The organism is Mycolicibacterium gilvum, assembly GCF_900454025.1.
Lineage (GTDB): Bacteria > Actinomycetota > Actinomycetes > Mycobacteriales > Mycobacteriaceae > Mycobacterium > Mycobacterium gilvum.
Map to the genome: position 1 here is coordinate 3,048,820 of NZ_UGQM01000001.1, position 21,218 is coordinate 3,070,037.

At 68.7% G+C, this 21,218-nt stretch carries 20 protein-coding genes and 2 riboswitches; of the genes, 16 read left to right on the plus strand and 4 right to left on the minus strand.

All coding sequences use genetic code 11. The features are described 5' to 3' along the window. The first annotated feature begins 80 nt into the window (after positions 1-80). On the plus strand, positions 81-752 hold the full coding sequence (locus DYE23_RS14465; RefSeq protein ID WP_115327470.1) for an Rv1815 family serine proteinase: 672 nt from the start codon (positions 81-83) through the stop codon (positions 750-752). On the opposite strand, the gene DYE23_RS14470 is transcribed toward DYE23_RS14465, so the two are convergent. Beyond that, entirely contained in the window at positions 749-1,189 is a 441-nt protein-coding gene (locus tag DYE23_RS14470; RefSeq protein ID WP_115327471.1) for a PNPOx family protein, read from the minus strand. The two genes, DYE23_RS14465 and DYE23_RS14470, sit on opposite strands and share 4 nt — an antisense overlap. A gap of 104 nt (positions 1,190-1,293) precedes the next feature. Between DYE23_RS14470 and DYE23_RS14475 the strand changes: the two genes are divergently transcribed. Next, positions 1,294-1,974 carry a TetR/AcrR family transcriptional regulator gene (locus tag DYE23_RS14475; protein ID WP_115327472.1) on the plus strand — a complete coding sequence of 227 codons (681 nt, stop codon included), beginning with the start codon at positions 1,294-1,296 and terminating at the stop codon, positions 1,972-1,974. On the opposite strand, the gene DYE23_RS14480 is transcribed toward DYE23_RS14475, so the two are convergent. After that, positions 1,968-2,504, minus strand: a complete 537-nt coding sequence (locus DYE23_RS14480; RefSeq protein WP_115327473.1) for a hypothetical protein — start codon at positions 2,502-2,504, stop codon at positions 1,968-1,970. The two genes, DYE23_RS14475 and DYE23_RS14480, sit on opposite strands and share 7 nt — an antisense overlap. A 103-nt stretch (positions 2,505-2,607) precedes the next feature. Here DYE23_RS14480 and DYE23_RS14485 point away from each other — a divergent pair, with 103 nt between their 5' ends. Both DYE23_RS14485 and DYE23_RS14490 read left to right on the plus strand, forming a co-directional pair. Beyond that, complete coding sequence (locus DYE23_RS14485; RefSeq protein WP_011894272.1) at positions 2,608-3,102, plus strand: VOC family protein; 495 nt, start codon at positions 2,608-2,610, stop codon at positions 3,100-3,102. A 2-nt stretch (positions 3,103-3,104) separates the two neighbouring features. Continuing rightward, the gene (locus tag DYE23_RS14490) at positions 3,105-4,607 is read left to right on the plus strand and encodes an FAD-binding protein (protein WP_115327474.1); all 1,503 of its coding nucleotides are present in this window, start codon (positions 3,105-3,107) and stop codon (positions 4,605-4,607) included. Here DYE23_RS14490 and DYE23_RS14495 read toward each other — a convergent pair. After that, positions 4,604-6,511 carry an ABC transporter ATP-binding protein/permease gene (locus DYE23_RS14495; RefSeq protein WP_115327475.1) on the minus strand — a complete coding sequence of 636 codons (1,908 nt, stop codon included), beginning with the start codon at positions 6,509-6,511 and terminating at the stop codon, positions 4,604-4,606. The genes DYE23_RS14490 and DYE23_RS14495 overlap by 4 nt on opposite strands. Positions 6,512-6,556: 45 nt before the next feature. Beyond that, on the minus strand, positions 6,557-8,458 hold the full coding sequence (locus tag DYE23_RS14500; protein WP_115327476.1) for an ABC transporter ATP-binding protein/permease: 1,902 nt from the start codon (positions 8,456-8,458) through the stop codon (positions 6,557-6,559). A 246-nt stretch (positions 8,459-8,704) separates the two neighbouring features. Here DYE23_RS14500 and secA2 point away from each other — a divergent pair, with 246 nt between their 5' ends. The 12 genes from secA2 (at position 8,705) to DYE23_RS14560 (ending at position 20,809) form a co-directional block, all read left to right on the plus strand. Beyond that, positions 8,705-11,014 carry an accessory Sec system translocase SecA2 gene (gene secA2, locus DYE23_RS14505; RefSeq protein ID WP_085978051.1) on the plus strand — a complete coding sequence of 770 codons (2,310 nt, stop codon included), beginning with the start codon at positions 8,705-8,707 and terminating at the stop codon, positions 11,012-11,014. 9 nt (positions 11,015-11,023) lie between these two features. Continuing rightward, entirely contained in the window at positions 11,024-11,614 is a 591-nt protein-coding gene (locus DYE23_RS14510; protein ID WP_115327477.1) for a CDP-alcohol phosphatidyltransferase family protein, read from the plus strand. Position 11,615: 1 nt separating this feature from the next. Continuing rightward, positions 11,616-12,506 (plus strand): DUF881 domain-containing protein, encoded by an 891-nt coding sequence (locus DYE23_RS14515; protein ID WP_115327478.1) that lies wholly within the window; start codon positions 11,616-11,618, stop codon positions 12,504-12,506. Further along, a complete protein-coding gene (locus tag DYE23_RS14520) occupies positions 12,507-12,839 on the plus strand; it encodes a small basic family protein (protein ID WP_011894265.1) in 333 nt (110 codons plus the stop codon). A gap of 2 nt (positions 12,840-12,841) precedes the next feature. Further along, positions 12,842-13,606, plus strand: coding sequence for a DUF881 domain-containing protein (locus tag DYE23_RS14525; RefSeq protein ID WP_011894264.1), 765 nt, complete (start codon positions 12,842-12,844; stop codon positions 13,604-13,606). A 36-nt stretch (positions 13,607-13,642) separates the two neighbouring features. Continuing rightward, positions 13,643-14,038, plus strand: a complete 396-nt coding sequence (gene gcvH / locus DYE23_RS14530; protein ID WP_011894263.1) for a glycine cleavage system protein GcvH — start codon at positions 13,643-13,645, stop codon at positions 14,036-14,038. Between the two features lie 156 nt (positions 14,039-14,194). Further along, positions 14,195-14,665, plus strand: a complete 471-nt coding sequence (gene garA, locus DYE23_RS14535; protein ID WP_013471686.1) for a glycogen accumulation regulator GarA — start codon at positions 14,195-14,197, stop codon at positions 14,663-14,665. A 48-nt stretch (positions 14,666-14,713) separates the two neighbouring features. Then, positions 14,714-15,460 (plus strand): transcriptional regulator FtsR, encoded by a 747-nt coding sequence (gene ftsR, locus DYE23_RS14540; protein WP_011894261.1) that lies wholly within the window; start codon positions 14,714-14,716, stop codon positions 15,458-15,460. A 48-nt stretch (positions 15,461-15,508) separates the two neighbouring features. Beyond that, positions 15,509-16,003, plus strand: a complete 495-nt coding sequence (locus tag DYE23_RS14545; protein ID WP_011894260.1) for a bifunctional nuclease family protein — start codon at positions 15,509-15,511, stop codon at positions 16,001-16,003. A gap of 234 nt (positions 16,004-16,237) precedes the next feature. After that, a complete protein-coding gene (locus DYE23_RS14550; RefSeq protein WP_099961719.1) occupies positions 16,238-16,885 on the plus strand; it encodes a MerR family transcriptional regulator in 648 nt (215 codons plus the stop codon). A gap of 60 nt (positions 16,886-16,945) precedes the next feature. Continuing rightward, positions 16,946-17,044, plus strand: a riboswitch (glycine riboswitch). Then, positions 17,045-17,164, plus strand: a riboswitch (glycine riboswitch). A gap of 37 nt (positions 17,165-17,201) precedes the next feature. Then, the gene (gene gcvP, locus DYE23_RS14555; protein ID WP_115327479.1) at positions 17,202-20,060 is read left to right on the plus strand and encodes an aminomethyl-transferring glycine dehydrogenase; all 2,859 of its coding nucleotides are present in this window, start codon (positions 17,202-17,204) and stop codon (positions 20,058-20,060) included. A 20-nt stretch (positions 20,061-20,080) separates the two neighbouring features. Beyond that, positions 20,081-20,809, plus strand: a complete 729-nt coding sequence (locus tag DYE23_RS14560; protein ID WP_011894257.1) for a thioesterase II family protein — start codon at positions 20,081-20,083, stop codon at positions 20,807-20,809. Positions 20,810-21,218: the final 409 nt, after the last annotated feature.

The window sequence follows — 21,218 nt, forward strand, 5'->3', positions numbered from 1 at the left end:
TCTTACTGGTCGAACGGGTCGGAGGGGCTGTGTCAGGTCGGACGTCACGTCAGTCGCCGCGGCGGCTACTGCAGCTGCTCATGGTGCTCGTCGCTCCTCTGCTCGTCGTCACGCTCGGAGCCCCCGTCGCGCAGGCGCAGCCCGGCGTGCTGGTGTCGCCCGGCATGGAGATCCACCAGGACAGCGTGCTGTGCACCCTCGGCTACGTCGATCCGGGCACCCGCATCGCCTACACCGCCGGTCACTGCCGCGCGTCGGGCACCGTCTCGGACAAGTTCGGGACGCCGATCGGCACGCAGGGCAGCTTCCGCGACAACACCCCCGACGGCATGACCGTCGACACCAACCACCAGATCACCGACTGGGAGGTCATCCACCTCAACCAGAATGTCGTGATCAACAACGTGCTGCCCAGCGGCAAGGCGCTCGTCACCGACCCGTCGGTGCTGCCGGTCAAGGGAATGCCGGTGTGCCACTTCGGAGTCGTGACCGGCGAGAGCTGCGGCACGATCGAGTCGGTCAACAACGGCTGGTTCACGATGGCCAACGGAGTCGTCAGCCGCAAGGGTGACTCGGGCGGGCCGGTGTACACGCCGACTCCCGACGGACGCACCGTGCTGATCGGGCTGTTCAACAGCACCTGGGGCACCTTCCCCGCGGCGATCTCCTGGGAGGTCGCCAGCCGGCAGGCCCAGGCCGACACGATCTCGGCGGCGTCGGCGGTCGTCACGCCCGAGCCTGTCACGCCCTAGTTCAGGATCTCGAACACCGGGATCGACGGCGCGGCGTCTCGCAGCTCGTCGCGGCCCGACTGCGGCGTCAACCCGCCGACATGACCCTTCACCTGCCAGAACCAGCGGTCCACATACGGCTTGAGCACGGCCGGCTTCGTATCGTCGGACAGTTCGACGACCGGGTGGATGCGGGATCGGCGTCGGGGTCCGATCTCGATCTCACCGGCAGCGCGCGCGTTGCGTGCCCATTGGGTGTTGCCGCGCGGTGACACCAGGTAGCGGCGCCCGTCGACGGTCAACAGGTTCACGACCACGCCGCGCAGTCGACCGGTGCTGCGCCCGCGGACCCGCACGGCGGTGCTGCCCTGAATGCTGATTCCCGACTCGGCCAGGCGCCTGATCGCGCCGTTGAAGATCCGGGCGGCCGGGCCCGGTGCGTCGTATCGCTCGTTCATGGTGTCTCCTTACCGGAATGCAAGAGCAGTGCTCTCATTTGAGAGTGCCACGCTGCTGACGCAGAATCAAGAGCACTGATCTCGTTTCGTGCCAGACTGGCCCGGTGGGAAAGCGGCAGGACACACGCGAGCGCATCGAACGAGACATCATCGCCATTGGCCGACGCCACCTCGTCACCGAGGGCGCCGCCGGCCTGTCGCTGCGAGCCATCGCCCGCGATCTCGGCATGGTGTCTTCTGCCGTCTATCGCTACGTCACCAGTAGGGACGAGCTGCTGACCCTGCTGCTCGTCGACGCCTACACCGATCTCGCCGATACGGTCGAGACGGCCCGCGCGGCCTCGACGGGGGACTGGCGCGAACAGCTGAGCGCGCTGGGGCACGCGATACGGGCCTGGGCGGTACGACAGCCCGCCAGCTGGGCGTTGCTCTACGGCAGCCCGGTCCCCGGCTACCACGCACCGCGCGACCGGACCGTCACACCCGGCACCCGGGTGGTCGCGGCGCTGTTCGACGTCGTGTCCGCGGGCATCGCCGCGGGGGACATCACCTCGGGGGAACGCCCTGCGCCGCAACCACTCTCAGGGGATTTCGACCGGCTGCGGGAGCAGTTCGGGTTCACCGGCGACGACGTCCTGCTCGGCAAGTGCCTGACGCTCTGGGCCGCACTGATCGGCGCGGTCGGTCTGGAGGTGTTCGGACAGTACGGACCCGACACCTTCGCCGATCCCGCACTGGCCTTCGACACCCAGATCGCTGCGCTGACCGAGATGCTGTGTCAGTAGCCGCGATTACCGGCCGGTGACAGGACGAAACCGTGCTCGCCGTAATGCCGGTCGGGCGGGTCGGGAGTGTCGGCCGGCCAGGAATCCGGCTTGGCGGCCCAGCACGCGAAGGTGACCTCGTCGGGTGCGGCGCACACCACGCCGTTGCCCGCCGCGAACCTCGATCCCACCGGCAGCAGTGGCGACCACGGCGTCTCGAGTTCGCCCTCCCGGCGGTCGAAACCGGCGGGTGTGGTCAGCGAGACGTTCACCGACATCACCTCCGACGGCGCGTCCGGAACCGGACCCTCGCAGAAGATGCCGAGATCGGGGATCAGCGAGTTCTGGCACCGCAGCCCGCCGGCAGTGGTGAAGGCCCACCCCGAGGTGCTCGGATGGCCGCCCGTGACCTGATAGGCGGCCGGGTCCACCGCCGGGTATGCCGCCAAGTCCGGGAAATCCGGCGGCGGCGCGGCGGTCGACGGTGACGCGCCGACGACGGCACCGGCCACGCCCGCCGCCAGAACCGATGCCCGAACCCATGCCGTCATACAGAGGACATCGGCGCCGAGCGGCCCTGCGTTAGCCCGGGCCGACGAGCCGAATTGGAACACGTTCTAGCTTGCGTGGGCCGCTGACGATATTCTCGAACCGATGCATGACCAGACACCTGTCCAGATTGCCTGGGTGACGCAGGACCTCACCGCCACCGAGACGGCTCTCACCGCGCTGATGGGCGCGAAAAAATGGGTGCGGATGCCCGGCGTGCACTTCGGCCCGGAGACCTGCACCTATCGCGGCGAACCGGCCGACTTCGTCGCCGACATCTCGCTCAGCTACGCCGGCGACACCCAGCTGGAGCTCATCGCACCGGTGAGCGGCACCAGCATCTACACCGAGTTCCTCGGCCGTTCAGGCCCGGGGCTGCACCACGTGTGCACGGCATATCCCGACCCCGACAGCTTCGAGGCCGCCGTGGCGAGGGCCGGGCAGGACGGCATCCCCGTCGTGATGGAGGGCACCATGCCCGGCGGCATGCGCTTCGCCTACGTCGGCGCCGAGCACGCGGGCGTGCCCTACCTCGAATTCGCCTACATACCCGACGAGATCCACGCATTGTTCGACCACATCAAACAGGAGCAGAAGTGACGATGCAGCACATCCCGGACACGGTCAGCGCCGAGGACGTCACGTCCTGGTCCGACGAGACCGACGTCGTGGTGATCGGCTTCGGTATCGCCGGCGGCAGCGCCGCCGTCAGCGCAGCCGCGGCCGGCGCGCGGGTCCTGGTGCTCGAGAAGGCCGCTGCCGCAGGCGGAACCACGTCGATGGCGGGCGGGCACTTCTACCTCGGCGGCGGCACCGCGGTGCAGCAGGCCACGGGCCACGACGACTCACCCGAGGAGATGTACAAATACCTCGTCACCCAGTCCCGCAACCCCGAGCACGACAAGATCCGGGCCTACTGCGACGGCAGCGTCGAACACTTCAATTGGCTTGAAGCGCTGGGCTTTCAGTTCGAACGCAGCTACTACCCGGGCAAGGTCGTCGTGCCGCCGGGCACCGAAGGACTGTCCTACACCGGCAACGAGAAGGTGTGGCCGTTCTGCGAGCAGGCCAGGCCCGCCCCGCGTGGCCACTCCGTGCCGGTACCCGGCGAACTCGGCGGCGCGGCCATGGTGATCGACCTGCTGGTCAAGCGCGCCGACGAACTCGGCGTGCAGATGCGCTACGAAACCGGTGCGACGGCGCTGATCACCGACGCCGACGGGGCCGTCGTCGGGGTGCGGTGGAAGCACTTCACCGAAACCGGTGACATCAAAGCGAATTCGGTGATCATCGCCGCCGGCGGCTTCGCGATGAACCCCGAGATGGTCGCCGAGTACACCCCGGCCCTCGGGCAGGAACGCAAGACCAAGCACCACGGCAACGTCGCGCCGTACATCCTCGGCAACCCCAACGACGACGGTCTGGGCATCAAGCTCGGCGTGTCCGCCGGCGGCGCCACCGACAACCTGGACCAGCTGTTCATCACCGCGGCGGCGTATCCGCCCGAGATCCTGCTGACCGGGATCATCGTGAACAAGAACGGCGACCGGTTCGTCGCCGAGGACTCCTACCATTCGCGCACCTCGGCGTTCGTCCTCGAACAACCCGACCAGACCGCGTATCTGATCGTCGACGAGGCGCACATGCAGATGCCCGAGATGCCGCTGATCAAGTTCCTCGACGGCTACGAGACCATCGAGGAACTGGAGAAGGAGCTCGGGATCCCGGCCGGACGGGTGGCCGCCACACTCGAGCGCTACAACACCAACGCCGCCGCCGGCGAGGACCCCGACTTCCACAAGCAATCGGAATACGTTGCGCCGCAGGACAAGGGACCGTGGGCGGTGTTCGACCTGTCACTCGGGCGGGCGATGTACTCCGGGTTCACCATGGGCGGGTTGACGGTGTCCATCGACGGCGAGGTGCTGCGCGACGACCGCAGCGCGATCCCGGGCCTGTACGCCGCGGGCGCGTGCGCGTGCAACATCGCCCAGGACGGTAAGGGGTATGCGAGCGGTACGCAGCTGGGCGAAGGGTCGTTTTTCGGGCGGCGGGCGGGAGAACACGCGGCGAGGCGGGCGGGAGAACACGCAGCGCGACGCTAGCGCGCCTGGACCGCCCCCACCTCCCAGCGGCCGTCGCCGAGCAGCTTCAGCTGCCGGCTGTGATGCTGCTCGACGGTGCTGCGGTGGCTGACGCTGACCACGATCGTCTGGGGCAGCTCACTGCGGACCAGCCGGTAGAGCATCAGCTCCAGACCTTCGTCCAGCGCCGACGTCGACTCGTCGAGGAACACGGCCTCGGGCTTGGTCAGCAGGATCCGCGCGAATGCGACGCGCTGCTGCTCACCGGGTGAGAGCACCTTGGCCCAGTCCTGCTCCTCGTCGAGCCGGTCGGCGAGGTGGGGCAGCGCCACCTTCTCCAGCACCTCGCGCAGCGTGCCGTCGGGGATGCTGCCGGGTTCGTTCGGATACGACACGACGGCGCGCAGATCGCCCAGCGGCACGTACGGCAGCTGCGACAGGAACATCGTGTCGTTCTCACCGGCCGGATACACCAGCGTGCCCGACGCGAACGGCCACAGCCGGCCGAGGCTGCGCAACAGGGTGGTCTTGCCGCTGCCCGACGGTCCGGTGATCACCAGGCCGTCGCCGGGCTCGAGGCGCAGGTCCACCGGCTGCAGCAGCTGCCGGCCGTCGGGGGTGCGCACCTCGACGTCGTCGAGTTCGACCCTGCCGTCCGTGGAGTCCTGGGTGTCCAGCGACGGCAGTGCCCGACCCTCCTCATTGGCGACCACCAGACCGTGCAGACGGATGATCGCGGCCCGGTAACCGGCGAAGTCGTCGTAGGCGTTACGGAAGAACGACAGACCCGACAGGATCTCGCGGAACGCGCTGGCGGTCTGCGACAGCTGGCCCAGGGTGATCTCGCCGTTGTAGAAGCGGGAGAACTGCACGATGTAGGGGATCAGCTCCTGGGCCTGCGTGATCGAGAGGTTCCACCCGAGGAACCCGGCCATCCGGTTCACGTATCTCTTGTAGTTGTCGACGACCGGTGCGAACAGCTTCCGAAGTCCGGTGCGCTCGGCGATCTCGCCGCGGTAGAAGGCCACCGCCTCGGCGGCGTCGCGCAACCGCACCAACGCGTAGCGGAACGCGGCGTTGAACTTTTCGTTGCGGAACGCCAGCGTGATGATCGGGCGGCCGATCCAGAACGCGACGACCGTCGCGAACAGGATGTAGACGATGCCGATCCAGAACATCGCCTTGGGCAGCTCGTAGCCGATGAACGGCAGGGTCACCGGGCCCGACAGGTTCCACAGGATCGTCGTGAACGAGATCATCGCCGCGATCGAGGAGATCGCCCCGAAGAGCAGCGTCGTCCCCGAGGTGTTGTTCGGCCGGTTGGGCAGCGGACCGACACCGGTGGTGAAGATGTCGATGTCCATCTGGATGCGCTGGTCGGGGTTGTCGATCGAGTCGTCGATGAACCGCGAGCGGTAGTAGGCCCTGCCGTCGAGCCAGTCGCCCGTCAGCTGGTCGGTGAGCCAGGCGCGCCACCGCAGCATGAACCGCTGCGTGACGAGCAGATCGATCATGATCGTCACGACGTTGACGACGGCGAGCACCGAGAAGACCAGCATCGACAGCCAGAAGCCGTCCCGGCCCGACGCCCTGACCGCGTCGTCGCCGGCGCCCACCCCGGACGCGATGACCTGGAAACTGGTCATCATGTCGTTGCCCTGGAAGCTGAACAGCACCGACAGGCGCACGCTGGCGATGACCAGCAGCAGGATGCCCGCCAGCCACAGCCACACCACGACGCTGTCCCGGCCGGTGAAATAGCCGCGGGTGACGCGCCAGAACTGGCGGCCCCACGTGGTGAACCGGGCGATCAGCGTGAGGACCACCATCGTGGCGATCGCGGCATAGACCCACCCCTGGGCGATCCACCACAGCGAGGTCCACAGCTCGTTTCCCCAGTCGAGCGTCGGGGTGAACGTTTCCATGCGGAGCAAAGTACCGCGACAACCTGCCCGAAGCGGGTTGTGGGCCTACCGCGGAGCGTCGAGTCGTTCCAGTCGCCATTCGCCGTCGCCGACCAGCTCGAGGTGGTCGGTGTGGAACGGCAGCACCGACGACCGGTGGCTGACACTGACGACGATGGTGTCGGGCAACGTCGTGCGCAGCAGGGTGTAGAGCATCTGCTCCAGCCCCTCGTCCATCGCCGAGGTCGACTCGTCGAGGAACACCGTCCTGGGCCGCAACACCAGGATCCGGGCGAATGCGATGCGCTGCTGCTCGCCGACCGAGAGGACCTTCGCCCAGTCCTGGTCGTCGTTGAGGCGGATCACCAACTGCGACAACGCCACATCGAGCAGTGCCTGCTGGACGGCCTTGTCGTCGTAGGTGCCCGAGGGTTCTGGATAGCTCACCACCGTGCGCAGGTCCCCGACGGGCAGGTACGGCAACTGCGGGACGAACATCGCGCCGTCGCGTCCGTCCGGCAGCTCGACCCGGCCCGTCGCGTAGGGCCACATCCCGGCCAGGCTCTGCACCAGCACCGTCTTGCCGATACCCGACGGTCCCGTGATCACCAGTCCGTCACCGGATCCCAGCCGCAGATCGAGCGGGCGCACCAGCGGCGACCCGTCCGGCTTGCGCACCTCCACCCCCCGCACCGCCAGCGCACCGTCCTCGGAGGCCCCGGTGTCGACGGCGGTGAACGCTCCGGCGCGGGCGTTCTGGTCGACGAGTCCGTCGAGGCGGATGATCGCGGCGCGGTAGCTCGCGAACTGGTCGTAGGCGTTGCGGAAGAAACTCAGCGAGTCGTGGATGGCGCCGAACGCGTTCGAGGACTGCCACACATCGCCGAAGGTGATGCGCTGCGCGAACAGCCCCTGCGCCTGCACCAGCCACGGCAGCGGATTGATGGTCTGGCTCACCGAGACGTTCCAGCCGAAGTACAGCATCATCCGGTTCAGCCAGCCGCGGTAGTTGTCCATCACCGAGTCGAGCCGGCTCTTCAGGACCGACCGTTCGGCGGATTCGCCGCGGTAGAGGCCGATCGCCGAGCCGGCGTCACGCACCCGCACGAGCGCGTAGCGCAGCCCGGCGTTGCGCAGCTCGTTGAGGTAGCTCAGCCGGATCAGCGGCCTGCCGATGGCGAACGCGATGATCGTCGCGACCAGCACGTAGACGACCACGATCCAGAACAGGGCCCGCGGCAGCGTCATCCCGCCGATGCTCACCGGCTCCGACAGCCGCCACAGGATCGGTCCGAACGACAGCACCGACAGCACGGCCTCGACGGCTCCGAACAGCAGGGTGTTGCCCGAGTTGAAGATCGGGTTGTTCGGGGTGCCACCGACCCCGGCGGTGAACACGTCGACGTCCTGCTGGATGCGCTGGTCCGGATTGTCGATCGGCCGGCCGGAGAACTGGGCGCGGTAGTAGGACAGGTCGCCCAGCCAGTCATCGATGAGGCGGCGGGTCAGCCACACCCGCCAGCGCATCATGAAGCGCTGGGTGAGGTACATGTCGAGCAGGACCCGGACCACGAAACACACCGCGAGCACGGCGAACACGCGCATCGACGCCCAGAACCCGGCGACGCCGCTGGCCATCCCGCCCTGGAACGCGACCTGCAGCGAGGTAAACAGGTCGTTGACGTAATAGGTCAGCAGCACGTTGATGCGCACCGACACGATGACCGACAGCAGCAGGGCCGCGACCATCGCCCACGCGAGCACGCTGTGCCTACCGCGGAAGTAGTCGCCGGTGACACGCCAGAACTGGCGGCCCCATTCGGTGAAGCGGGCCAGCAGCGCGAGGACCACCAGGAGGCACACCGCGGTGGCCGCGAACGTGACCGCGATCCACTGCCCGGAGTGCACGAACTCGCGGCCCCAGTCGAGGGTCGGCTGGAACGTCTGCGCGCTCAACTCGGTGTCCACGCCCCGGCCGACCTCCCTCCCCGCGATCCGACTCCCGGGCGAAGCTACCGCAGGTGGCCGCGCGATCGGGGGAGGAACCCGGCGCACGGGCGGCGTGTGGTGGCCTCGGTTTCCGTCGCCGGAACCGCGTACCGTGATCGTGTGGCTCGTACCTCCTCCAAGACATCTTCGGAACCGGCGACATCTTCGGAACCGGCGACATCTCCGGCACCGGCGGCCAAGACCGCCAAGCCCAAGACGGGGCGGTTGTCCGGGCGGTTCTGGAAGCTGCTCGGCGCCAGCACCGACAAGGACCAGTCCCGCTCGATGGATCTGGTGGTCAAGTCGGCCGACTTCGACTCCAAGGCCGCCGATCTCGACGACGAGCAGCTCGCCAAGGCCGCGAAACTGCTCGTCCTCGACGACCTCGCCGACTCGGCTGACGTCCCGCAGTTCCTGGCGATCGCCCGCGCGGCCGCCGAGCGGGCCACCGGCCTGAAGCCGTTCGACGTCCAGCTGCAGGGCGCGCTGCGGATGCTGGCCGGCGACGTCGTGGAGATGGCCACCGGTGAGGGCAAGACGCTGTCGGGCGCGATCGCCGCGGCCGGCTACGCGCTCGCCGGGCGCAACGTGCACGTCATCACGATCAACGACTACCTGGCCCGCCGCGACGCCGAATGGATGGGCCCGCTGATCGAGGCGATGGGACTGACCGTCGGCTGGATCACCGCCGAGTCCACCGCCGCCGAACGCCGCGCCGCCTATGCGTGCGATGTCACCTACGCCTCGGTCAACGAGATCGGCTTCGACGTGCTGCGCGACCAGCTGGTCACCGACGTCGCCGACCTGGTGTCGCCGAACCCCGACGTGGCGCTGATCGACGAAGCGGACTCCGTGCTCGTCGACGAAGCGCTGGTGCCGCTGGTGCTGGCCGGCACCAGCCACCGCGAAACCCCGCGCGTGGAGCTGATCCGCCTCGTCGGTGAGCTCGACGAGAACACCGACTTCGCCACCGACAACGACAGCCGCAACGTGCATCTCACCGAGGCCGGCGCGCGCAAGGTCGAGGCCGCCCTCGGCGGGATCGACCTGTACTCCGAAGAACACGTCGCCACGACGCTGACCGAGATCAACGTCGCGCTGCACGCCCATGTGCTGCTGCAACGCGACGTCCACTACATCGTCCGCGACGACGCGGTGCACCTGATCAACGCCTCGCGCGGCCGGATCGCCACGCTGCAGCGCTGGCCCGACGGGCTGCAGGCCGCCGTCGAGGCCAAGGAGGGCATCGAGACCACCGAGACCGGCGAGGTGCTCGACACCATCACCGTGCAGGCGCTGATCAACCGCTACCCGCGAGTGTGCGGCATGACCGGCACCGCGTTGGCCGCCGGTGAGCAGCTGCGCCAGTTCTACAAGCTCGGGGTGTCGCCGATCCCGCCGAACAAGCCGAACATCCGCAAGGACGAGACCGACCGCGTCTACGTGACGATCTCGGCGAAGAACGCCGCGATCCTCGAGCACATCGCCGAGGTGCACAAGACCGGCCAGCCGGTGCTCGTCGGCACCCGCGACGTCGCCGAATCCGAAGAAGTTCACGAACGCCTGGTCAAGGCCGGCGTCCCGGCCGTCGTGCTGAACGCGAAGAACGACGCCGAGGAGGCCGCCGTCATCGCCGAGGCCGGCAAGCTGGGAGCCGTCACCGTGTCCACGCAGATGGCCGGTCGCGGCACCGACATCCGGCTCGGCGGGTCCGACGAGGCAAGTCACGACGAGGTGGTGGAACTCGGCGGCCTGCACGTCATCGGCACCGGGCGGCACAACACCGAACGGCTGGACAACCAGCTGCGTGGCCGCGCAGGCCGTCAGGGCGACCCCGGCAGCTCGGTGTTCTTCTCCAGCTGGGAGGACGACGTCGTGGTCGCCCACCTCGAAGACAGCAAGCTCCCGCTGGACTGCGACGAGGACGGCAAGATCCTCAGCCCGAAGGCGGCGACCCTGCTCGAGCACGCCCAGCGCGTCGCCGAGGGCCGCCTGCTCGACGTGCACGCCAACACATGGCGCTACAACCAGCTGATCGCCCAGCAGCGCGCGATCCTGGTCGAGCGGCGCGACAAACTGCTGCGCACCGCCACCGCCCGCGACGAACTGGCCGAACGCTCACCGGAGCGCTACGCCGAGGTCAGCGAGCGCCTCGAGGCGAAGGACCCCGGCACAGCCGAGGAGAAGCTGGTGAAGATCTGCCGGCTGATCATGCTGTACCACCTGGACCGGGCGTGGGCGGACCACCTGGCGTTCCTGTCCGACATCCGCGAGAGCATCCACCTGCGCGCGCTGGGACGGCAGAACCCGCTCGACGAGTTCCACCGGATGGCCGTCGACGCGTTCGGCTCGCTGGCCGCCGACGCCATCGAGGCGGCACAGCAGACGTTCGACACGGCCCCGGCGATCGAGGACGAAACCGGTGTGGACCTGTCGAAGCTGGCCCGCCCGACCTCGACGTGGACCTACATGGTCCACGACAACCCGCTCGACGACACCCTCTCCGCACTGAGCCTGCCCGGGGTGTTCCGCTAGGTTTACCGCATGGACCACGCTCCCGTGCGTGACCGGGTGATGACGGTGCCCAACGCGCTGTCGGTGATCCGCCTCGTGCTGGTCCCCGTCTTCCTCTATCTCCTGCTGGTCGCCGACCTCACCGGTTGGGCGGTCGCGGTGCTGATGTTCAGCGGTGCGTCGGACTGGGCCGACGGCAAGATCGCGCGCCTGTTCGCCAACCAGTCCTCCCGGCTGGGGGAGTTGCTGGACCCGGCCGTGGACCGCATCTACATGATCACGGTGCCCGTCAGCATGGCCGTCGCCGGCGTCATCCCGTGGTGGGTCGTGGGGCTGCTGCTCGGGCGCGACGCGGTGCTGGCGGCGACCCTGCCGCTGCTGCGCGGCCGCGGGCTGACCGCGCTGCCCGTCACCTACATCGGCAAGGCCGCGACGTTCGCGTTGATGTCCGGGCTGCCGCTGGTGCTGCTGGGCCAGTTGGACGGCCAGTGGAGCCGGGTGGTGCTGGCCATCGGCTGGGGTTTCCTGGTCTGGGGCATGGCGATGTACGTGTGGTCGGGAATCCTGTACCTGCTCCAGGTGGGCATGGTGATACACACGATGCCGCGGGTGAGGCGTTGAGATGAGTTCCCTGGGGGGATACGACGCGTCGACGGGGCCCACCGCGCAGCGGCCGGACGCGCCGACCCGCATCCCGGTGCCGTCGCTGCTGCGATCGCTGCTGACCGACCACCTCGACCCCGGTTATGCCGCGGCCGCCCAGGACACGCGGCCCCGCAGCGCGGTGTCCGCGGCGCTGTGGCAGGTGCTCGCGGCGGTGACGATCGCGACGGTGTTCGCGCTGGCGTGGGCGCAGGCCCGCGACACCGCGCCCGGTGTCCGGGAGACCCAGCAGGTGATGGCCGGCAGCGTGCGCGCCGCGGAAGCGGCCACCGAGGAGGCCGCCGCCCGCCGCACCAGCCTGACCGCCGAGGTGAACGCGGCCCGCCGTAGCCGCCTGGAGGGCGACGCCGAGGGCCGTCAACTGCTCGCGGGCCTCGACGAGGCGAACTACGCGGCTGCCGCGACCCCGGTCATCGGGCCCGGGCTGACCGTGACGGTCACCGACCCCGGTATGTCGCGGGATCTGACCGACGTGTCCAAGCAGCGCGTCGAGGGCAGCCGCCAGGTGATCCTCGACCGGGACCTGCAGCTGGTCGTGAACTCGCTGTGGGCGGGCGGCGCCGAGGCGATCTCGGTCGGCGGCGTGCGGGTGGGCCCCAACGTGACGATCCGTCAGGCCGGCGGCGGGATCCTGGTCGACAACCAGCCGATTTCCAGCCCGTACACCATCCTCGCGGTCGGCCCCCCGAACGCCCTCGACGACAACTTCACCCGCAGCGCCGGTCTGCAACGTCTGCGTCTGCTCGAGGGGTCGTACGGTGTGGTCGTCAACGTCTCCTCCGACGACGGCCTGGTGCTGCCCGCCGGATCGGTCCGGGAGATCCGCTTCGCCAGACAGATGGGGCCTTAAGTGATCGGCATCCTGGCACTCGCCGTGGGCATCGTCGTCGGTGTGGTCTTCCAGCCGAGCGTTCCCGAGTTCGTGCAGCCCTACCTGCCCATCGCGGTGGTGGCGGCACTCGACGCGGTGTTCGGCGGGCTGCGGGCCTACCTGGAGAACATTTTCGACTCCAAGGTGTTCGTGGTGTCGTTCGTGTTCAACGTGCTGGTGGCGGCGCTGATCGTCTACGTCGGCGATCAGCTGGGCGTCGGGACGCAGTTGTCCACCGCGATCATCGTCGTGCTCGGCATCCGGATCTTCGGCAACGCCGCCGCGCTGCGCCGCAGGCTGTTCGGGGCGTGACCATGAACGAACACCACGGGCGCCACGAGATGCCCCCCGACGCCGCACCGGAGGCGCCGAGGCGCCGGCGGTCGGTGTTCGGGGTCCTCGCCGTCCTGCTCTGCCTGCTGCTCGGGGTCGCGATCGCCACGCAGGTCCGCCAGACCGACTCCGGGGACTCCCTGGAGACGGCGCGTCCGGCCGACCTGCTGGTCCTCTTGGACTCGCTGCAGCAGCGCGAGGCCGCGCTGAACACCGAGGTCGCCGACCTGCAGCGCACCCTGACCCAGCTGGAGACCTCCGGAAGCAGCGACCAGGCCGCGATCGAGAACGCCAGGGCCCGGTTGGCGGCGCTGTCGATCCTGATCGGCAGCATCGCCGCCACCGGACCCGGGGTGATCCTGACGGTCACCGACCCCGCGCAGGGGGTGGCCGCCGAGACGATGCTCGACGTCATCAACGAGTTGCGCGCCGCGGGCGCCGAGGCGATGGAGATCCGCGGCCGCAGCGGCGGCGGCGATCAGGTCGCGGTGCGCGTCGGCGTGGACACCTGGGTCACCGGCGGCCCCGGCGCGCTCGTGGTCGACGAGACCACCCTCGCTCCGGCGTATTCGGTTCTCGCCATTGGGGATCCGCCGACGCTCGCGGCCGCGATGAACATTCCGGGCGGCGCGATGGACAGCATCGAACGCGTCGGCGGCACGATGACGGTCCAGCAATCCGAGCGCGTCGACGTCACCGCCTTGCGGCAACCGAAACCGCGCCAATACGCTCAACCCGTCAAGTGACCCACCATCGAGTGACCACGCCTAGCAAGGAGCGCCGTGAGCGAGATCCCCGCCGACCTGTCCTACACCGAAGAACACGAGTGGGTGCAGCGGACCGGCGATGACACCGTGCGCGTCGGCATCACCGACTACGCGCAGGCCGCGCTGGGCGACGTGGTGTTCGTCCAGCTGCCCGACGTCGATGCCGCGTTGACCGCGGGGGAGTCGTTCGGCGAGGTGGAGTCGACGAAATCGGTGTCGGACCTCTACGCCCCGCTCACCGCGAAAGTGGTTGCGGTCAACGGTGATCTGGAGAGCAACCCGCAGCTGGTCAACTCGGATCCGTACGGCGAGGGCTGGCTGGTCGAATTGCAGGCCGACAGCGCGTCCCTGGACGCGGCACTGGCGGAATTGTTCGACGCCGAAGGCTACCGCGGCCACGTCGCCGACTGACCGGGTTGTTAGGGTCGTTGCGTCAGGCCGGTCCGCGACGCGCGGATCCGGCAGTGGTGGATACAACGTGGTCGGATGCGCGGTACGGTCGACACCAGCGGCGTGACGGCTGGAGCCCGACCGCTTATCGCCACAGCAGCCAGTGAGGAGCAGCGGGTGACGGACAAGGACTTCAACTCTGGGGGCGACTCTGACGAAGTCACTGTGGAGACCACATCGGTGTTCCGCGCCGACTTCCTCAACGAGCTCGACGCTCCGCCCGCCGCAGGCGGCGACAGCGCGGTCTCGGGAGTGGAAGGACTTCCGGCCGGTTCGGCACTGCTGGTCGTCAAACGCGGCCCCAACGCCGGATCCCGGTTCCTGCTGGATCAACCGACCACGTCGGCGGGCAGGCACCCCGACAGCGACATCTTCCTCGACGACGTCACCGTGAGCCGTCGCCACGCCGAGTTCCGACTCGAGAGTGGCGAGTTCCAGGTCGTCGACGTGGGCAGCCTCAACGGCACGTACGTCAACCGTGAACCCGTCGACTCGGCGGTGCTCGCCAATGGCGACGAGGTGCAGATCGGCAAGTTCCGCCTGGTGTTCCTGACCGGGCCGAAGGGTGACGACGGCGCCAACGGCTGACCGCCGCCACGCCGCCCATCCGTTACGACGAGCCCGCGGGACGCTTCGATGACCCAACCCGACACACCCGGACCGAGCGGGATGTCGATCGGGGTCGTGCTGGACCTTCTGCGTGCCGATTTCCCGGACGTCACGATCTCCAAGATCCGTTTCCTGGAAGCCGAAGGGCTGGTGACACCGGAGCGCACCGCGTCCGGATACCGGCGGTTCACCGCCTACGACTGTGCGCGGCTGCGCTTCATCCTGACCGCGCAGCGGGACAACTACCTTCCGCTGAAGGTGATCAAGTCACAGCTCGACGCGCTGCCGGACGGCGAGTTGCCGCAGACGGTGTCGCCGTACGGGACGCCCCGGCTGGTGTCGGTGGGCCAGCAGACGGCGTCGGAGCCGGCGCCCGCCCCGTCGCCGGCGCAGGTCCGGCTCAGCCGCGATGACCTGCTCGAACGTTCCGGCGTCAGCGACGACCTGCTGACGTCGCTGATCAGGGCCGGGGTGATCACCCCGATCTTCAAGGGCGCCGGGACCACGCTGTTCGACGAGCATTCCGTGGTGATCGCCCAGTGCGCCCGCGCGCTGGCCGACTACGGCGTCGAACCACGTCATCTCAGGGCGTTCCGGTCGGCGGCGGACCGACAGTCCGATCTGATCGCGCAGATCGCCGGCCCGGTCGGCAAGGGCGGAAAGGCCGGCGCGCGCGACCGCGCCGACGATCTCGCCCGTGAGGTCGCCGCACTCGCGATCACGTTGCACACGTCGTTGATCAAGTCGGCCGTGCGCGACGTTCTGGATCGCTGAGGACTAGACTCGCGCTGACGGGTTCGTCGGCGTGCGGAGGGTAGGCACATGGGTGAGGTTCGTGTGATCGGTATCCGCGTGGAACCGCCCCAGAACCAGCCAGTCCTGTTGTTGCGGGAGTCCAACGGCGACCGGTATCTGCCGATCTGGATCGGGCAGTCCGAGGCCGCCGCGATCGCGCTCGAACAGCAGGGCGTCGAGCCGCTGCGCCCGATGACCCACGACCTGTTCCGCGATGTCATTGCTGCGCTTGGTCATTCGCTCAAAGAGGTGCGGATCGTGGATCTGCAGGAGGGCACGTTCTACGCCGACCTGGTCTTCGACCGTGACATCAAGGTGTCGGCGCGACCGTCGGACTCGGTCGCGATCGCGCTGCGCGTGGGCGTTCCGATCTACGTCGAGGAAGCCGTGCTGGCCGAGGCCGGTCTGCTGATCCCCGACGAGAGCGACGAGGAGTCCACCGGCGGGGTGCGCGAGGACGAGGTCGAGAAGTTCAAGGAGTTCCTCGACAGCGTGTCTCCCGACGACTTCAAGGCCACCTGAGCGCGACCCGACCGGCCCCTGACAGGCTTGGTCACGGATGCGTCTCGTCGGGTTCGACACGCGCGGCGGGTTTTCTCAAACATCGAATCCGGCAGCCATACTTGGTCCCGACGGGCAGTCACGGACACGCCCTCAAGCGTATGCTCGAACAAGGTTCGGGCAGGGTGTAGCCAGCGGTTGAGCGCGCCCACGCAGGTCAAGGACGCGGGTTCGATCGGCGAGAGGATTCGACAAGTGGGCGACACGCCACGCCAGGGGCAGCTGGACCTGACCACAGATTCCGGCACAGACTCCGGCACGGGCACCACCGAGACGGAGGGCCAGCCCCAGGCGGTCAGCGAGCCCGTGCAGGGCGGCCTCTTCCCCGACGACTCCGTCCCGGACGAACTCGTCGGCTACCGAGGACCCAGCGCGTGCCAGATCGCCGGCATCACCTACCGCCAACTCGACTACTGGGCCCGCACCTCACTGGTGGTCCCGTCGATTCGCGGTGCCGCCGGATCGGGTAGCCAGCGGCTGTACTCCTTCAAGGACATCCTCGTCCTCAAGATCGTGAAACGCCTGCTCGACACCGGTATCTCGCTGCACAACATCCGCGTCGCCGTGGATCACCTGCGCCAGCGCGGTGTCCAGGATCTGGCCAACATCACCCTGTTCTCCGACGGCACCACCGTCTACGAGTGCACCTCGGCCGAAGAGGTCGTCGACCTGCTGCAGGGCGGTCAGGGTGTGTTCGGCATCGCCGTGTCGGGTGCGATGCGGGAGCTGACCGGGGCCATCGCCGACTTCCCGGGCGAACGCGCCGACGGCGGCGAGTCGATCTCGGCGCCGGAGGACGAGCTGGCGTCGAGGCGCAAGCACCGCGACCGCAAGATCGGCTGAGCCGATCAGACAGCAGTAGTCGGCTAGCACGGCGGCGTGCGGGTAGACTCTCACCCGCATCGCCCTTGCGCGGGAGAGTTTCGTGGCCACCAGCCACGGACGCCGAAGGAGCAACACCTCTCCGTCAACCTCTCAGGCACCCAGGACCGCGCCGGGCCCCGATGCCTCTGGAAAGCGGTGCACCGCACCCGCCCATGGGGAAAGGTCCCGCTCGCCGGCGTGCGGCGCGAACCGAATCTCTCAGGCAGCCCCGATCGGGCCGACGACAGAGGGGGAGGGACCCGTAGTCGTCTGCGCCCCCTGGAGATGCCCCCTCGTGCCCGATCAGACTCCCTCCCCGTCCGTCCTGCGCTTCGTCGACAGGCACATCGGACCGGATGACCAGGCCGTCGAGACGCTGCTGAACACCATCGGCGTGCCGTCACTCGACGAACTCGCGGCCAAGGCGCTACCGGACGTCATTCTGGACAGGCTCTCCACCGACGGCGTCGCGCCGGGTCTGGAACACCTGCCCGCCGCCGCCACCGAGCACGAGGCGCTGGCCGAACTGCGTGCGCTGGCGCAGTCCAACACCGTCGCGGTGTCGATGATCGGCCAGGGCTATTACGACACGCTGACCCCGCCGGTGTTGCGCCGCAACATCATCGAGAACCCGGCCTGGTACACGGCCTACACGCCGTATCAGCCCGAGATCAGCCAGGGCCGACTCGAAGCCCTGCTCAACTTCCAGACGATGGTGACCGACCTGACCGGCCTCGAGGTCGCCAACGCGTCGATGCTCGACGAGGGCACCGCCGCCGCCGAGGCGATGACGCTGATGCACCGCGCCGTGCGCGGGCCGGCCACCCGGCTGGCGGTTGACGCGGACGTCTATCCGCAGACGGCCGCGATCCTGGCGACCCGGGCCGAGCCGCTGGGCATCGAGATCGTGACGGCCGACCTCCGTCAGGGCCTGCCCGACGGCGACTTCTTCGGCGTGATCGTCCAGCTTCCCGGCGCCAGTGGCGTGGTCCACGACTGGAGTGCACTGGTCGAGCAGGCGCACGAGCGCGGCGCCCTGGTGGCGGTCGGCGCCGACCTGCTGGCCGCGACGATGATCACCCCGCCCGGCGAGATCGGCGCCGACGTCGCGTTCGGCACGACCCAGCGCTTCGGCGTCCCGATGGGATTCGGCGGCCCGCACGCCGGATACCTGGCCGTGCATTCCAAGCATGCCCGCCAGCTGCCGGGCCGTCTCGTCGGCGTCTCGGTGGACGCGGACGGTTCGCGCGCCTACCGGCTGGCCCTGCAGACCCGCGAGCAGCACATCCGCCGCGACAAGGCGACGAGCAACATCTGCACCGCGCAGGTGCTGCTGGCCGTTCTCGCCGCGATGTACGCGAGCTACCACGGCCCCGACGGACTTCGCGGGATCGCGCAGCGCGTGCACGGTCACGCCCGCGCGCTGGCGGCGGGACTGGCGGACGCCGGAGTCGAGGTGGTGCACGACAGCTTCTTCGACACCGTGCTCGCGCACGTGGCTGGCCGCGCCGACGAGGTGCGCGCGGCGGCCAAGGAGCGCGGGATCAACGTGTGGGCCGTCGACGCCGACCACGTGTCGGTCGCCTGCGACGAGGCCACCACTGCCGAGCACGTCGCCGACGTACTGGCCGCGTTCGGTGCGGCTCCGTCGGGCACCGACTTCGCGGGCCCGACCGTCGCGACCCGGACCTCGGAGTTCCTGACCCATCCGGCGTTCTCCGACTACCGCACCGAGACGTCGATGATGCGGTATCTGCGGTCGCTGGCCGACAAGGACATCGCGCTCGACCGCAGCATGATCCCGCTCGGGTCCTGCACGATGAAGCTGAACGCCGCCGCGGAGATGGAGGCGATCACGTGGGCCGAGTTCGGCCGCCAGCATCCGTTCGCCCCCGCCTCGGACACCCCGGGGCTGCGACGGCTGATCGCCGACCTGCAGTCCTGGTTGACCGGCATCACCGGCTACGACGAGATCTCGTTGCAGCCCAACGCCGGGTCCCAGGGCGAGTACGCGGGCCTGCTGGCCATCCAGGCCTATCACCGCGCGCGCGGTGACTCGGGGCGCACGGTCTGCCTGATCCCGTCCAGCGCGCACGGCACCAACGCCGCGTCGGCGGCGATGGTCGGCATGAAGGTCGTCGTCGTGGCGTGCCGCGCGAACGGCGACGTCGACCTCGACGACCTCCGCGCGAAGGTCACCGAGCACGCCGACCGGCTGTCGGCGCTGATGATCACCTATCCGTCGACGCACGGGGTGTACGAGCACGACATCGCCGACATCTGCGCGGCGGTGCACGACGCGGGCGGCCAGGTGTACGTCGACGGCGCGAACCTCAACGCGCTCGTCGGTCTCGCCCGGCCCGGCCGGTTCGGCGGCGACGTCAGCCACCTCAACCTGCACAAGACGTTCTGCATCCCGCACGGTGGCGGCGGCCCCGGCGTCGGCCCGGTGGCGGTGCGTGCACATCTGGCGCCGTACCTGCCGGGGCATCCGCTCGCCGCGGAGCTGTCCGACGACCACACCGTGTCGGCCGCGCCGTACGGCTCGGCGTCGATCCTGCCGATCACGTGGGCCTACATCCGGATGATGGGTGCGGCCGGGCTGCGATCGGCGACGCTCGTGGCGATCGCGTCGGCCAACTACATCGCGCGCCGTCTCGATGAGTACTACCCGGTGCTCTACACCGGAGAGAACGGCATGGTGGCCCACGAGTGCATCCTCGACCTGCGCGGCATCACCAAGGCCACCGGCGTGACCGTCGACGATGTCGCCAAACGGCTGGCCGACTACGGCTTCCACGCCCCGACCATGAGCTTCCCGGTCGCGGGCACCCTGATGGTCGAGCCGACCGAAAGCGAGTCGCTGTCCGAGATCGACGCGTTCTGCGACGCGATGATCGCGATCCGCGCCGAGATCGACAGGGTCGGGTCGGGGGAGTGGCCGGTGGACGACAATCCGCTGCGCGGCGCCCCGCACACGGCGGAGTCCCTGCTGGTCGAGGAGTGGACCCATCCGTACACGCGTGAGCAGGCCGCCTACCCGCTCGGGAAGGGATTCCGGCCCAAGGTGTGGCCGCCGGTGCGGCGCATCGACGGCGCCTACGGCGACCGGAACCTGGTGTGCTCGTGCCCGCCTGTCGAGGCGTTCGCCTGACGGGCGATAGGGTGACCGACATGAAAGGTGAGGCAGGGGTGCAGCCGAAGCTGTTCATCTTCCCCCACGCCGGCGGAACGCCGCAGTACTACGTGCCGTTCGCGAAGACCTTCTCGACCGACATCAAGCGGACCGCCGTGCAGTACCCGAGGCAGGGCGGCAAGCAGGACTTCGGCTCGTTCACGAGCCTGCCCGACGTCGCCGACGAGATCGTGAAGATGGTGTCGCCGCACGCGGACGGGGGCGTGAACGGACCGCCTGTCTTCTTCTTCGGACACAGCATGGGCGGGCTGCTCGCGTTCGAGGTCGCCCGGCGGTTCGAGGATGCGGGCCGGCCGATCTCGGCGCTGTTCGTGTCCGCGGTGGCCGCGCCGGGGCTCGTCGGCTACGACGACATCCCCGACACCGACGAGGGCCTGCTGGCGGCCGTCACCACGATCACCGGCGCCGATCCGGAGTTCATGAAGAACCCCGAGTTCGCCGCGGCGATCCTGCCGACGCTGCGGGGGCTCAAGGCGATCGCGAACTACACCTGCCCACCGGACGTCACGCTGTCGTGCCCCATCCACGCGTACTACGGGGACGACGACGAGATCGCGACCGCCGACAAGGTGATGCCGTGGGCCGGGCGGACCTCGGCCGGTTTCACCGCCCGTGATTTCAAGGGGCATCATTTCTACCTGAACGATCACCTCGACGACGTGGTGCCCGACATCGAGCAGAAGGTCTGGTCGAGCCTGCGCGAGTAGCTTTTCTCCGCTGTGGGATTCGCCACATCGTCACAGCGCCCAGCTATCTAGTGAGCACATCTTCTGGTGCGCATGTGACTTGGCGGAGCGCTTCGGCGAGACCCCGTCGGACCTGCTCCTTACTGAGGGGTCAGATCGGAAATTGACGCGAACGTGCGATTCTGGCAAACCCCTTACGGCCGCGTCAAGATGACCGGAGCACTGCGTTCGGTGGCTGCGGACGCCAACTCGCGTAGCTGGCAGTCACACCCCTGAGCAACATAAAACCTACTAACTATGTGGGCTCTTGCAATTTGTGGCAAAACGGTGCGCAGGCGCTGAGTAACGAGTTGGCCACGCTCGCCGATACTCTTTTAGCGAAATTGGCCTCGATCGGCTCGCTTCCCTCTGGCAAGCAACTCGTGGTCTA

Excerpts from the sequence above, each read along its gene's own strand:
- DYE23_RS14495 (WP_115327475.1), bottom strand. The coding sequence starts at position 6,511 with ATGGAAACGTTCACCCCGACGCTCGACTGGGGAAACGAGCTGTGGACC.
- DYE23_RS14465 (WP_115327470.1), top strand. The coding sequence starts at position 81 with ATGGTGCTCGTCGCTCCTCTGCTCGTCGTCACGCTCGGAGCCCCCGTC.
- ftsR (WP_011894261.1), top strand. The coding sequence starts at position 14,714 with ATGACCCAACCCGACACACCCGGACCGAGCGGGATGTCGATCGGGGTC.
- DYE23_RS14480 (WP_115327473.1), bottom strand. The coding sequence starts at position 2,504 with ATGACGGCATGGGTTCGGGCATCGGTTCTGGCGGCGGGCGTGGCCGGT.
- DYE23_RS14545 (WP_011894260.1), top strand. The coding sequence starts at position 15,509 with ATGGGTGAGGTTCGTGTGATCGGTATCCGCGTGGAACCGCCCCAGAAC.
- DYE23_RS14490 (WP_115327474.1), top strand. The coding sequence starts at position 3,105 with ATGCAGCACATCCCGGACACGGTCAGCGCCGAGGACGTCACGTCCTGG.
- DYE23_RS14470 (WP_115327471.1), bottom strand. The coding sequence starts at position 1,189 with ATGAACGAGCGATACGACGCACCGGGCCCGGCCGCCCGGATCTTCAAC.
- DYE23_RS14510 (WP_115327477.1), top strand. The coding sequence starts at position 11,024 with ATGGACCACGCTCCCGTGCGTGACCGGGTGATGACGGTGCCCAACGCG.
- DYE23_RS14525 (WP_011894264.1), top strand. The coding sequence starts at position 12,842 with ATGAACGAACACCACGGGCGCCACGAGATGCCCCCCGACGCCGCACCG.
- DYE23_RS14560 (WP_011894257.1), top strand. The coding sequence starts at position 20,081 with ATGAAAGGTGAGGCAGGGGTGCAGCCGAAGCTGTTCATCTTCCCCCAC.
- DYE23_RS14515 (WP_115327478.1), top strand. The coding sequence starts at position 11,616 with ATGAGTTCCCTGGGGGGATACGACGCGTCGACGGGGCCCACCGCGCAG.
- DYE23_RS14485 (WP_011894272.1), top strand. The coding sequence starts at position 2,608 with ATGCATGACCAGACACCTGTCCAGATTGCCTGGGTGACGCAGGACCTC.